Source organism: Peribacillus sp. R9-11 (assembly GCF_031345095.1).
Lineage (GTDB): Bacteria > Bacillota > Bacilli > Bacillales > DSM-1321 > Peribacillus > Peribacillus butanolivorans.
In genome coordinates this window covers 4,998,762-5,012,469 of sequence record NZ_CP133763.1, presented here as the reverse complement: position 1 = coordinate 5,012,469, position 13,708 = coordinate 4,998,762, and the positions used below count along the sequence as shown (strand labels likewise).

General features: G+C 39.9%; 11 protein-coding genes and 1 riboswitch. Of the genes, 5 read left to right on the top strand and 6 right to left on the bottom strand.

Going from position 1 to position 13,708, the window contains the following annotated elements; all coding sequences use genetic code 11:
* Positions 1 to 90: 90 nt before the first annotated feature.
* Entirely contained in the window at positions 91 to 1,248 is a 1,158-nt protein-coding gene (wecB, locus tag RE409_RS24250; protein ID WP_309558219.1) for a non-hydrolyzing UDP-N-acetylglucosamine 2-epimerase, read from the bottom strand.
* Between the two features lie 197 nt (positions 1,249 to 1,445).
* Here wecB and RE409_RS24245 point away from each other — a divergent pair, with 197 nt between their 5' ends.
* From RE409_RS24245 to RE409_RS24235, 3 genes are read left to right on the top strand one after another with little or no spacing between them, the layout of a single operon-like run.
* Positions 1,446 to 2,654 (top strand): glycosyltransferase family 4 protein, encoded by a 1,209-nt coding sequence (locus RE409_RS24245; RefSeq protein ID WP_201186994.1) that lies wholly within the window; start codon positions 1,446 to 1,448, stop codon positions 2,652 to 2,654.
* A 27-nt stretch (positions 2,655 to 2,681) separates the two neighbouring features.
* A complete protein-coding gene (locus RE409_RS24240) occupies positions 2,682 to 3,998 on the top strand; it encodes a glycosyltransferase (protein ID WP_242485370.1) in 1,317 nt (438 codons plus the stop codon).
* A gap of 45 nt (positions 3,999 to 4,043) precedes the next feature.
* Positions 4,044 to 5,345, top strand: coding sequence for a nucleotide sugar dehydrogenase (locus tag RE409_RS24235; protein WP_201222852.1), 1,302 nt, complete (start codon positions 4,044 to 4,046; stop codon positions 5,343 to 5,345).
* Between the two features lie 538 nt (positions 5,346 to 5,883).
* Here the strand turns inward: RE409_RS24235 and pckA are convergent.
* A complete protein-coding gene (gene pckA, locus RE409_RS24230; protein WP_201186987.1) occupies positions 5,884 to 7,470 on the bottom strand; it encodes a phosphoenolpyruvate carboxykinase (ATP) in 1,587 nt (528 codons plus the stop codon).
* Positions 7,471 to 8,024: 554 nt separating this feature from the next.
* A riboswitch (SAM riboswitch) is annotated at positions 8,025 to 8,188 on the top strand.
* A gap of 163 nt (positions 8,189 to 8,351) precedes the next feature.
* Between pckA and metK the strand changes: the two genes are divergently transcribed.
* Positions 8,352 to 9,545, top strand: coding sequence for a methionine adenosyltransferase (gene metK, locus RE409_RS24225; RefSeq protein WP_201186985.1), 1,194 nt, complete (start codon positions 8,352 to 8,354; stop codon positions 9,543 to 9,545).
* Positions 9,546 to 9,773: 228 nt separating this feature from the next.
* On the opposite strand, the gene RE409_RS24220 is transcribed toward metK, so the two are convergent.
* Positions 9,774 to 10,292, bottom strand: a complete 519-nt coding sequence (locus RE409_RS24220) for a gamma carbonic anhydrase (protein ID WP_056521272.1) — start codon at positions 10,290 to 10,292, stop codon at positions 9,774 to 9,776.
* A 212-nt stretch (positions 10,293 to 10,504) separates the two neighbouring features.
* Between RE409_RS24220 and RE409_RS24215 the strand changes: the two genes are divergently transcribed.
* Positions 10,505 to 11,308, top strand: a complete 804-nt coding sequence (locus RE409_RS24215) for an alpha/beta hydrolase (protein WP_056521178.1) — start codon at positions 10,505 to 10,507, stop codon at positions 11,306 to 11,308.
* A 62-nt stretch (positions 11,309 to 11,370) separates the two neighbouring features.
* Here the strand turns inward: RE409_RS24215 and RE409_RS24210 are convergent, their stop codons facing one another.
* From RE409_RS24210 to RE409_RS24200, 3 genes are all read right to left on the bottom strand, one after another.
* On the bottom strand, positions 11,371 to 11,766 hold the full coding sequence (locus RE409_RS24210) for a hypothetical protein (RefSeq protein ID WP_309558218.1): 396 nt from the start codon (positions 11,764 to 11,766) through the stop codon (positions 11,371 to 11,373).
* A gap of 383 nt (positions 11,767 to 12,149) precedes the next feature.
* Positions 12,150 to 12,722 (bottom strand): tRNA 5-(aminomethyl)-2-thiouridylate-methyltransferase MnmM, encoded by a 573-nt coding sequence (locus RE409_RS24205; protein ID WP_057215376.1) that lies wholly within the window; start codon positions 12,720 to 12,722, stop codon positions 12,150 to 12,152.
* Positions 12,719 to 13,681 carry a tRNA modification radical SAM protein MnmL/YtqA gene (locus tag RE409_RS24200; RefSeq protein ID WP_309558217.1) on the bottom strand — a complete coding sequence of 321 codons (963 nt, stop codon included), beginning with the start codon at positions 13,679 to 13,681 and terminating at the stop codon, positions 12,719 to 12,721. Before RE409_RS24200 ends, RE409_RS24205 begins: the two co-directional genes overlap by 4 nt.
* Positions 13,682 to 13,708 lie beyond the last annotated feature (27 nt).

The following is a 13,708-nucleotide window of genomic DNA, read 5'->3' as shown; positions in this document are numbered from 1 at the left end:
AGAATTAGAAAAAGCCTAGCAACCTCTTAAAGAGTGTTAGGCTTCTTCTTTTGATTTATCGTTCTTTCTAACGTTAATAAATGATAAAAATTAGGATGAGAGGGTTGGCCGATTTATCACCTTATTGTTATCAGCATTCAATTTCTCTAAAAGTATTTCGACTATTCGCTTCGAGGCAAATCCATCTCCATATGGGTTAGAAGCTGTCGCCATTTTTTTATAGGTTTCTTCATTTGTAAGTAAGTCTGTGGCTAATTGATAAATTCGTTCTTCCTCAATTCCAGCCAATAAAAGGGTACCAGCCTCAATTCCTTCTGGCCGTTCTGTCGTATCGCGTAAGACAAGGACAGGAACGCCAAGTGAAGGAGCTTCTTCTTGCACCCCTCCGGAATCTGTCAGTATTAGATGGGCGTGCGCCGCAAAATTATGAAAATCAAGCACCTCAAGCGGCTCTATTAAGTGAAGTCTTTCTGTTTCACCAAAAATCCGATAAGCAATTTCGCGGACTACTGGGTTTTTATGAAGTGGGAAAACGACTTGGATATCCATGTGATCTTCAAGCAGCCGTTTGACGGAACGGAATATTTCTTCCATTGGTTTTCCGATATTTTCTCGTCTATGCGCTGTCATCAATAGCATACGATCTCCATTCAAACCGGACAGAATTGGATGCTCATAGTCTTTTCGAACCGTTGTTTTCAAAGCATCGATGGCTGTATTGCCGGTAATATAGATAGAATCACTCTTTTTGTTTTCCGAAATGAGATTTTCTGCTGCTTGATTTGTCGGGGCAAAATGCAAATCAGCTAAGACGCCTGTCAGCTGTCTATTCATTTCTTCAGGATACGGAGAGTACTTATTACCAGTCCGAAGACCAGCCTCAACATGACCAATTTGAATTTTATTATAAAAAGCGGCTAAGCTGGCGATGAAAGTCGTCGTTGTATCTCCATGAACGAGCACGATATCTGGTTGTAGTTCTTTCATAAGAGCGCTCAGTTCCCCAATCCCGCGAGTTGTGATCTCTTCTAATGTTTGTCTTTCTTTCATCATATTCAAATCGTAGTCTGGTCTGATTTGGAAACATTGCAGGACTTGATCAAGCATATCCCGATGCTGGGCGGTGACCACTACAATGCTTTCAATCGACTCTTGATGCTTTTTCAACTCCAATACGACAGGTGCCATTTTAATGGCCTCTGGTCTTGTCCCAAACACAGTCATGACCTTTAAACGATTTTTAGGCATTATGATTTCCTCGCTTTCTTTATTTCCTCCCTATTATAACGAGTTGTTCTTAAGAAAAAATTTTTTGACACAACAATTAACAGAATATTTACAAAGTTAATAAGACCTTTATATTTCTTTAATCCCCACTTAATATCGTCCATTTACAATAAAAAGCAGGACGATGAACATTTTAAGAATAGAGGTGATAGGCTCATATGAAAAGTGTCCTGATGATTGTACAAAACTTTTATCCTGAAATTGGGAGTGCAGGAAACAGGATGAAAAATGTATATCTCAATTTGAAGCGAAGCGGCTATGAGGTAACAGTCATCACTTTGAAGCCGAGTTATCCTCACCAAAGTTTATATCAAGATGCCCATTTTTGGGATGAAGTCGATATTGAGGAGAAAGATATCATCAGGATTCAACCAGATAAAGTGAAGAGGTATACAAGCAATATGGGGAGACGCTTGCTTCATTATTTGGAAGCGATGTGGCTTTTCATTTACACAATCATTCGACTGGAAAAAAAATATGACTATGTGTTTGTCACGACACCACCTATTTTCCCGATATTTGCGGCATTGATTGCCAAGAAAAAGATGAAGGCAAAGCTAATAACCGATGTAAGAGACTTATGGCCCGAATCACTGCAGGGAGTAGGCGTATTCACGAATAAGTGGATCTTGAAAATGGCTTTTTTCCTTGAAAGAAAAATATATCAGCACTCTAATCAAATTATCATCAATAGTCCTGGATTTAGGGATTATATCCTTTCAAAAGGAGTCAAGAATGATGATATCCAATTCATTCCAAACTCGCTCACTGCAGACGAGCTGAACTTGAAAAAAAGACTTCCACCCATTTCGGAAAATAGAATTAAAGTCGTTTATACGGGTAATATCGGACTTGCCCAAGATATTAAAAAGTTAATAGAAGTGGCTGAAAAACTGAAAGAACATAAACAAATTGAGTTTACGATTATTGGATATGGATATCGAATGTCCGAAGTCCAAGACGAGATTTCCTCTAAAGGCTTGACCAATATAAAGGTCATCAAAGCGATGAATAGGAGGGTGACTCTTAATGAAGTATCCTCTTCCCATATTGCGTATGTAAGCTTAGTTGAGAAGGATGTCTTTAACAAGGTGCTGCCTGGAAAAATAATCGACTATATGTGCGTCGGAAAACCGATTGTCGGTGATGTCGCCGGGCGTGCCAGACAAATGATTTCAGAAGCGCAATGCGGGATGGTGGCAGATAGTAGAAAGGTTGATGAAATCAGTCAACATATTCTAACAATGGCTTCTGAGAAAGCTTTACGCGAAGAGCTTGGTGAAAATGGCCATCGATATGCGGAACAAAATTTTCTATGGTCAAAAAATATTCAAGGGCTCATTAACGTGATGGAAGCATCTAGCTGACGGATATCTGGAAAAGTGGAGGTAAAAATGGCGAAGACGGTATGTATGTTTGTGTGGAATCATTTTACCAACGATGCACGGGTTCTAAGGGAATGCACTGCTCTTACCGAAGCAGGTTATGAAGTCGACTTAATTGCGATTCATAACTGGAAAAATGAAGAATTACCCAAAAAAGAGAAACATAAAAATGGATTTAATGTCATTCGAGTGAATAATCGCTGGGAAAGACTTAATAGAGTACTTAATATCGTAAAAAAAACAAAAAATAAGATGTTTGAATTGACTGTTCTCACCTTATTGGTTTGGAATACCTTGTTGAACATGAACCTGATAACGGGCTGGATCAGTACTGTCGTATTAGTCGGTGTTATGGCGCTTCTTGCAATAATCGCCACAATTGTTACGAAAACGAAACTACCGATTCTTTTGACAAGAAGCTATATTTTTTTTCAAATGGTTCATTACGGCCGGAAAAAGAGGTATGACTTTTACCATTCGAATGATTTGAATACGTTAATGCAGGGAGCAATCAGCAGTAAATTTCTAAGACGTAAAAAGCTCATATATGACTCTCATGAAGTTCAAACAAGCAGAACCGGTTATAATAGCCGGATTTACGGGATACAAGAGAAGTTTCTATTAAAATTTGTCGACGAAATGATCGCCGAAAATCATACTCGTGCTAAATATAATGAAGACTTATACGGTCTGTATCCGAAAGTGGTCCATAACTACCCAATCCCTACATTGCCTGAGGAAAGTACAGTCGTGGATTTACACGAGTTGCTCATGCTGCCAGAGGACGAGCCGATATTGTTATATCAAGGCGGCATTCAAACGGGCAGGGGGTTAGAGAAAGTGGTTGAGGCTGTGCCGATGATGGAAGCAGGAACGCTAGTTTTTATTGGAGATGGAAAGATCAAGCCTGAGTTAATAAAAAAGGTAGAGGCAATGGGTCTCGAACATCGGGTGAAATTTATCCCGAAGGTGCCGGTTGACGATTTGCTTCATTATACGAAAAATGCATATTTAGGTTTTCAGGTATTGAATAATGTCTGCTTTAATCATTATTCTGCTTCTTCCAATAAGTTATTTGAATATATGATGAGCGGAGTACCCGTCATCGCCTGTAGCTTTCCAGAAATTCAAAAGGTAGTCGAGACTGAGAAAATTGGTGTGTGTGTCGACTCCCATGATCCCCGTTCTATTGCGGACGGAGTCAATTATTTATTAAAACATCCAGAAAAAAGAGCGGAAATGAGCAGCAACTGTCTGAATGCCCGCCTTAAATACAATTGGAAACAAGAGAAAGAAATCTTCATCCAAATCTATCAATCAGCTTAACAAAAACTAGAATACTAGAAGAAAATATGATGAGGAGTGGTTATTATGAAATTATGTACAATGGGACTAGGTTATATAGGACTTCCAACATCTTTAATGTTCGCAAAACACGGTGTAGATGTTGTTGGCGTGGATATCCATCCTGATGTTATTACTAAATTGAATAATGGAAAGCTCCATATTGAAGAACCTGGACTAGAAGAAGTGTTAGATGAAGTGCTAGATGCTAAACGATTTCGTGCTACCTTGAATCCGGAGTCTGCGGATGTTTTCATCATTGCGGTCCCAACTCCAAACAATGAAGATCAACACCAATCCTGTGATCTTACCTATGTTATGCAGGCAACTTCAAGGATTCTTCCTTTTGTTCAGAAGGGAAATGTCATCATTATCGAGTCGACGATTGCACCAAGGAGCATGGATGATCATATCAAGCCATTGATTGAGATGACAGGGCTAACGATCGGGAAAGACATCTTTCTCGTACATTGTCCGGAACGTGTCTTGCCAGGGAGAATTCTAGAAGAATTGGTTCATAATAACCGAATAGTCGGCGGCATCACAGAAGCCTGCTCCTATAAAGGAAGTCTTGTCTATGAAACTTTTGTTAAAGGGGAAATCATTCGTACGGATGCGAAAACGGCTGAAATGTCCAAGCTGATGGAAAATACCTTCCGTGATGTTAATATTGCTCTTGCGAATGAGTTGGCTAAAGTTTGCTTCGAATTGGATATCAATGTATTAGATGTCATATCAATGGCAAATAAGCATCCACGTGTAAATATTCATCAACCAGGACCAGGGGTAGGTGGACATTGTCTCGCGGTCGATCCTTATTTCATTGTCGCTAAAGCTCCTGAGACAGCTAGAATCATCAAATTAGCCCGCGACACGAACGTTTCGATGCCGTATTATATCGTCAATTGTGTCAGGATGTTACTTGAGGGGATCCGTAAACCAAAGGTAGCGGTTTTTGGACTTGCCTACAAAGGAAATGTAGATGATATCCGTGAAAGCCCGGCCATTGATGTTGTAAATATACTAATGAGCATGGATCATGTGGAAGTATCCTTGCATGACCCACATGTCCAATCTGGGAAAATGCCAGTCGTTTCTGTCGAAGACGCTGTAAAAGATGCCGACCTGATTCTTGTCTTAACCGATCATAATGAATTTAAAGAAATGGATTATGATAAACTATCGAACAAGATGGCTCATAAAATGATTTTGGATACTCGGAATTGCATTGATGCTAATAAACATAACATCCAAATTGCCAACTTAGGCAATGTATTCGAATATAAAACAGAACATTTGAAAGAAGTAAGGAAAAAAATGATTATCTAATAAACAACTGATTCTGCAAGGCCGGATATGATAGGGATATAAAGGGTGTTGACTCAGTCAGCACCCTTTATAGTTGTGCAACATGTTAAAAAAATCATTTGAAATAATAATAGGGATCGGATAATTATTATATGTTCTGTAAATATGACTTCCTATGGGACATGGGAAGAGCAGAATTGGTTGGCTTGGCGCCACCTTCTCCCTATTTATAGGTGGCGGACCAAGAGGGAGTGGAATCATACGTATGAAAAAAGTATGATGAACTTTCTAGTTTATTATATTGGCAAACAAGGCTGTAGAGGATTTGGCTCAGGAGACCTTTGTCTGGGCTTTTGTGAAACAAAGGGGATAAGACACCAGCTGGAACATAGGAGACAGCCTCTTGGCTGTTTTTAATTCAAAAATACTGGCGCTTCAGGTTAATGTGGCTTTTACAGGAGTAAGATCGTGATGGCCGATTTATCGTTTAGATTAGTCAGTTTATAAAGAAAGGACCAAGCAAGTTTCGCTTGGTCCTTTTGTTTTCTATTTATTAAGATTAAGCAGTCGGACCGCCAAGTTCTTCAATTTCACTTGGAACGTTTCCGAATTTTTTAAAGTTTGCACGGAATTGAGCAGCAAGAGCTGTTGCTGTTTGTTTATATGCAGCAGGATCTGCCCAAGTCTTGATTGGTTGAAGCACTTCGTCAGGAACACCAGGAACATGAAGTGGAATATCCAAACCGAAGATATCGTCTTTGATAGTCTCGATGTTTGCTAATTCGCCTTCAAGTGCTGCTTGTACCATTGCACGAGTGTAAGCAAGTTTCATACGGCTACCAGTTCCGTATGCACCGCCAGTCCATCCAGTGTTGACAAGGTATACTTTTGCGCTATGCTCGTCAATTTTATCTCCAAGCATTTCAGCATAGCGTGTAGCAGGAAGAGGTAAGAATGGTGAACCGAAGCATGTTGAGAATGTAGCTTCTGGTGAAGTTACGCCTCTTTCAGTACCAGCCAATTTACTTGTGTACCCACTTAGGAAATGGAACATTGCTTGTTCTTTAGAAAGTTTGCTGATTGGAGGCAGTACGCCTGAAGCATCAGCAGTTAAGAAAATGATTGTATTTGGGTGTCCTGCGATACTTGGGTTCACGATGTTATCAATCGCTTGCATTTGGTATGCAGCACGAGTGTTTTCTGTTAATGAACTATCATCGTAGTTTGCTTCACGTGTTTCCGGATCAACAACTACGTTTTCCAATACGGCACCGAAACGGATGGCATCGAAAATTTGCGGTTCTTTTTCACGTGAAAGGTTAATTGTTTTTGCATAGCAGCCGCCTTCGATGTTGAATACACCGTTAGAAGACCAGCCGTGCTCGTCATCACCAATCAGTTTGCGATTAGTGTCTGCAGATAAAGTTGTTTTACCAGTACCAGACAGTCCGAAGAATAAAGCGACATCTCCTTCACGTCCTACGTTAGCAGAGCAATGCATTGGAAGGATTCCAGCCTCTGGAAGTAGGTAGTTCATGATTGAGAAGATCGATTTTTTCATTTCACCTGCATATTCCGTTCCACCGATTAAGATAGTACGGCGTTCAAATGAAACGATGATGAATGTTTCGGATTGAGTTCCGTCCACTTCTGGATCTGCTTTGAAATTAGGTGCAGAAAGAATCGTGAATTCTGATTCGTGACCTCTTAGTTCTTCTTCATTTGGACGGATGAACAAAGTGTGAGCGAAAAGATTATGCCAAGCATATTCATTTACAACTTGGATAGGAAGACGTGATGTTTCGTCCGCGCCAGCAAAACCTTTGAAAACAAAGATCTCTTCTTTTGCTTTTAGGTAGTCAACTACTTTATTATATAGTTTATTGAATACTTCTTCAGAGATTGGTTGGTTTACGGAACCCCAATCTACTTTGTCTTTCACAGAAGCTTCGTCTACGATATATTTATCTTTAGGTGAACGGCCAGTATATTTGCCTGTTTCAGCTTTTACTGCGCCAGTTGATGTCAGAACGCCTTCGTTTCTGCTTAATACTTTTTCAACCAATTGGGGAACTGAAAGTTGAGTTTGTACATTATTTCCTGCCAATAATTGGTGTAACTCATTAGAAACATCTACAGAATTCATATATGAGGTACCTTCCTTTGTTTTAAGTTTTTATATTACAATTAGTATAACACATTCACTTAAATAGTCTATACTATTTATTTTTTTTTGTGATATTTTTTATATGGTTTCCTTAATCATTTTTTAAAATGCGTTATGAACCGAGTTCGGGTTCCTGCATATACTTGAATGGAGGAATCTGAACTGGGTGGTGTAATTAGGAAGAAAGCCCATTATCAAGATTAGAATCTTGATCGAATGGGTCTCGTTTCAGGAATATAAAAAAGGTTTTATTCTTTTAATTAATAGGAAGAAATTAAGAAAAGAACAACTTGCTATTACATCAAAAGGCAAAATCCTAAAAAGTTATTATGCGGTTCGAAGTCAGATTTTTCAAGTTCTTTTATCTATGGTAATTTTCTACATTTTCGTTTGTTTTCTACATCGAAAATCCAATAATGACAGAGGATTAGCACATTTTTTATCGTGAAAGCTGTGATGGGGAAAAATGTTCTTTTTCGAAAAGCATTGACAGATTCCGACCAAATACGATAATATCTTAAATTGTACGGATTCTCTTATCCCGAGTTGGTGGAGGGACAGGCCCTTTGAAACCCAGCAACCTGCCATATTGAACTTGACTCCAAGATCAATCGCCGAAAATAAAGCGATAGTTCTTCAAGGAATAGTGGTGATGGTGCTAACCTGAGCAAGGTAAAAAACCCTTGAACGATAAGAGTGAAAGGATAGATGACAGAATTTTAAACCTTTCCTCATTTGCCAGGGAAGGTTTTTGTGTTTTTTAGTAATTCTGTGTCTATAGTTGAAGCTAATAAGGGAAAACGAGTTCCGTAAAAAAATCAGGCTTTTGCCTACAACATACTAACTTCCGAGGAGGAAATATGATGTCAAAGAAACGTCTATTTACTTCTGAATCTGTTACAGAGGGCCATCCGGACAAGATTTGTGATCAGATTTCAGATTCCATTTTAGATGCTATCCTTGCTAAGGATGCAAATGCACGTGTTGCGTGTGAAACAAGTGTAACAACAGGTCTTGTACTTGTTGCTGGTGAAATTACAACGTCCGCTTATGTGGATATTCCACGTATCGTTCGTGATACGATTGCAGGAATTGGTTACACACGTGCGAAATACGGTTTCGATGCTGAAACTTGTGCCGTATTGAGTTCTATTGATGAGCAATCTGCTGATATCGCAGCTGGCGTAGACAAAGCGTTGGAAGCTCGTGAAGGAAATATGTCAGATGAAGAAATCGATGCAATCGGTGCAGGGGACCAAGGGCTTATGTTCGGTTTTGCTTGCAATGAAACAGAAGAGCTTATGCCACTTCCGATTTCATTAGCTCATAAACTTTCATTCCGCTTGTCTCAAGTTCGTAAAGATGAAACGCTTGCTTACTTACGTCCTGATGGTAAAACACAGGTAACCGTGGAGTATGATGAAAATAATCAACCTGTAAGAGTTGACACAATTGTTATTTCAACACAACATGATCCAGAAGTAACTCTTGAGCAAATTCAAGCTGACTTAAAAGAACATGTGATTAAAGCAGTTGTACCAGCTGAATTAATCGATGCTGGGACTAAGTACTTCATTAACCCAACTGGCCGTTTTGTAATTGGCGGACCTCAAGGGGATGCTGGTCTTACTGGACGTAAAATCATCGTTGATACGTACGGCGGATACGCTCGTCACGGTGGCGGTGCATTCTCCGGTAAAGATGCTACAAAAGTTGACCGTTCTGCGGCATACGCTGCTCGTTACGTTGCGAAAAACATCGTAGCTGCTGGCCTTGCTGACAAAGCGGAAGTACAATTGGCATACGCAATTGGTGTGGCAGAGCCTGTATCAATCTCGATTGATACATTCGGAACAGGAACAGTAAGCGAAGAAGTACTAGTTGATCTAGTACGCGCTAACTTCGACCTGCGTCCAGCTGGTATCATCAAAATGCTTGATCTTCGTCGCCCAATCTACAAACAAACAGCTGCTTACGGACACTTTGGCCGTACAGATGTTGATCTTCCTTGGGAACGCACAGATAAAGCTGAAATTTTAAAAGCACAAGCGTAATCAAATAAAAGTAAAAGGTGCCTCGCAACTAGCGAGGCACCTTTTTCAATTGTGAAATGGATTAAATTTGTCGACTAAGGGAATAATTCAAGAAATCCTATTTAAACCAGCCATTTAGTTTTTTTTACTCGTGAATTATGTAGTTTTTTACTCGTGAATTTTAGTTTTACTCGTGAGTTTTAGTTTTTACTCGTGAGTTATGCAAGTTTACTCGTGAGTTTACATGAATTATTTAATGCGTTCTGCATGTTTATAGTATTGTCCTTTTTCAGCATATTCTCGGACGATACGTTCCATATCCTTGCGATCTTCATCGTTAATTTCGCGTACGACTTTAGCTGGACGGCCGAATGCCAATGTGTTTGGTGGTATGACTTTGCCTTGGGGAACAAGACTTCCAGCACCGATAAAAGCTCCTTCCCCGATCTCTGCTGCATCAAGTACAATCGACCCCATGCCGATTAGAGCTCCTTTACGAACTTTGCAGCTATGTAAAATAACCTGATGGCCGATGGTTACTTCGTCCTCAATAATTAATGGATTATTTGGACTTTGGTGAAGAACGCTGTTATCTTGTACACTTACTTTATTACCGATTATTGTAGGGGCTACGTCGCCACGTATAACGGTATTAAACCAGATTGACGTTTCGTCGCCGATTTTCACATCACCTGTCACGACTGCATTTTCAGCAATATAAGCGCTTTCAGAGATTTCAGGTTCTTTACCTTTAAATGGATAAATAATCATTTTTAATCATTTCCTTTCCGAAGTAGATGTTTTTATGTATTATTTTAATATACCGTATGTAAATAGACTTGGCTATTTATAATAAAAATGTAGAACTTGTTAGACTTCCTTTTTGTCGAAAATCATGAATATGGTTATAATTTATATATATTATTTTTCAGCTATCATTGATCGTATACAACAAGAGAAAAGTGAAAGGGGGATTTCGAATGTGGAAATGGGAGACAGAAGGAGACGCAAAAGGCGTCATTGTCATCATTCATGGGGCAATGGAGCATCACGGCCGATATAAGTGGGTAACACAAATGTGGCTTTCAGCCGGATATCATGTTGTCATGGGCGACCTTCCTGGGCAGGGGATGACAACTCGCGCCTACCGGGGACATATCGATTCCTTTGACGAATATTTAGACGAAGTAAAAAGCTGGATAGAAGATGCCTTCGAATATTCGCTGCCAGTCTTTTTGCTTGGACACAGCATGGGTGGTTTGATTTCAATACGCTTACTTCAGGAAGAAGAGTGGGATATTGCAGGGGTGATTTTATCTTCACCATGTCTGGGCCTCGTGACGAAGCCCCGCAAGTTCTTAACAGCCATTTCGCATGGTTTGAACCTCGTGATGCCTAAGTTCAGAGTCGATTCCGGCTTAACTCCTGAAATGGCTACGAGAAGTTCTGAAGTCCGTGAATCAGATAAAAATGATACATTATACATTACAAAGGTTTCGATTCGCTGGTATCGTGAGCTTGCACAGGCTATGAAGGATGCATTTGAAGAGATTCCTGAATTTCAGGATGTGCCTCTTTTGTTGATGCAAGGCGGAGATGACCGAATCGTGAATAAAAAGGCGGTTCGTGAGTGGTTTAATTATAACTTGGCTAGTGAAAAACAATACAAAGAATGGCCAAAACTGTATCACGAAATCTTCAACGAACCAGAGCGGGATGACGTATTCCAATACGCATTGAGTTTTGTTGAAAATCGTTTAAAAATATTAGGGTATGTTGTTTGAAGGTACATACTGCTGGATAAATATAAAAAGCTGCTGAAGCGATTATCAGCAGCTTTTTTGTTTTATCCAGCGTTTGTAAGTAATTCGTTCGACTTAATGACGGGTGCCCAATAAGTAACCGGATACATAAATTGGTTCAAGTGTGTAAGCTCTTTTTTATTGGATAAGGCAGCAGACAAAAGGTAAATTGATTTGAAGCTTAAGTCATTCGCGAATAGGTCTAAGAGGGTCGCCTTCATATTCATGATCTCTTCATTTCCTTGAGTGGAAATCACTAAATCGAGTTGAGGCAGGAATTTATCAAAATGATTTTCAAACTGTTTCAGGTCTTCTACCGTTGTTTGTTTCTCTGTTAATGAGTTAAGGGAGCTGACAAATTCTCCATATTCCTCACTTGTGTCTCGTTTGATTTTTTCAGTCAATATATCTGTCAGTATTGCAGTCGACAAATGTTCCATTTTTCTGCACCTACTTATCTGTTTTTAATCATTATAATAGTTATAGACTAAAAATTCAAAAAGTTCTGTTTGGTAATATTTTAAGATGATTTGTTTGCAATAAGAATAGTATCCCTTTAACAAGGGGATGAATATATCTCAACTTATCTAAGGGGAAAGGTGTTCAAAGTAAATGTAATCTAGAGCGAATTTAGTAATGACTGCTTTTTTTGTTCATTCTTATCAGGAAGTTTGCTTTAACAAAGAGGAAAAAAATCATATTTTTTGGTAATAGTCACTGGCTTGCCCTGTAACATGTGTACTATTGCTTACTCATAACACATGGGAATGATTTTTTCGATGAATATGAAAAACACCGTTTTAATGAACGGTGTTAATTGTGGTTATCTCTTTTCAATTGCCACTATGAATGGCGGATTATTGGTTTGATTAATGAAGTCATATTTCAGGACATGGGCTTTTTGCTGAGGGAGATCCTGAACATAGTGTAATAATGCGTCCCGTTCCGTAGCACCTTCTGGATGACCGTGATAGATGACGAGGATGATGATACCTTCGGGAGCCATCATTTCGAAAAGCTGTTCAATTGCAGATATCGTTGTATTAGCTTGGGTGACTATTGATTTGTCTCCACCAGGAAGGTAGCCCAGGTTAAAAATAGCTCCAGTAATATTCCCAAAATGTTCTTTGCTGATGTATTTGTTCATCTGCTCGTGTCCGTCATGAACAAGAGTGCAGCGTTCATGCATACTTTCAGCCTTCAGTTTAGCTGCTGTGATTTGAATGGCATCTTCTTGGATGTCAAAACTATAGACATGCCCTTTTTCACCAGTTAGTCCTGCAAGAAAGACAGTGTCAAAGCCGTTGCCCATAGTGCCGTCAACGGTAATGTCCCCGGGTTGAACTGCTTTTTCAAGCAGAAGTTTTGCGAATGGCAAAATGCGATCCAGCTTCATCGTGATGGTACCTCCATATGATAATTTTTCCCCTGCCAGCTGTTGCGGCGTTTCAATTCGGCATCAATAGCATTCAATACATCCCATTTATTGACGCTCCACATCGGGCCAATCATCAAATCAATCGGACCGTCTCCAGTTATGCGGTGAACGATCATTTCAGGAGGGATTATTTCCAACTGATCACAAACAAGATTGACATAATCGTCTCGGTCAAGAAATTCAAGCTGGCCCTTTTCATATTGCTTGACCATGGGCGTCCCTTTTAATAGATGAAGTAAGTGAATCTTAATGCCCTGCACATCTAGTTTCGCGACTTCACGAGCTGTTTCCATCATCATTTCGTAGTCTTCTTGAGGAAGGCCATTAATGATGTGGGAGCAAACTCGAATGCCATGTTTGCGCAGTTTATCAACGCCTTCTTTGTAGCAATCAAAATCATGAGCACGGTTGATCATCGTGGCGGTTTTTTCATGAACGGTCTGCAGGCCAAGCTCCACCCAGAGGTAAGTGCGCTCGTTCAGTTCCGCTAAATATTCGACTACATCATCTGGCAGACAGTCCGGCCGTGTTGCAATGGAGAGGCCGACGACACCCTCTTGAGTCAGTACGCTTTCGTATTTTTCACGAAGCCCTGCCACGGGTGCATGCGTATTCGTGAACGCTTGGAAATAGGCCATATACTTTCCGTCTTTCCATTTATGATGCATTCGTTCACTGACTTTCTTAAACTGGACGTCGAGCGGCTCAACGCGGTTACCTGCAAAGTCTCCCGATCCAGAGACACTGCAGAAGCTACAGCCTCCATGTGCGACGGTGCCATCACGGTTCGGACAGTCAAAACCGCCGTCTAGAGCAACCTTAAAAACTTTATGTCCAAAGTGATTGCGTAAGTGATAATTCCAAGTATGATATCGTTTGTTATCCGATGCATATATAAACGGGTTTGCTTGATTCAAGTCAGCAACCTCCTAAGAATAATAAAG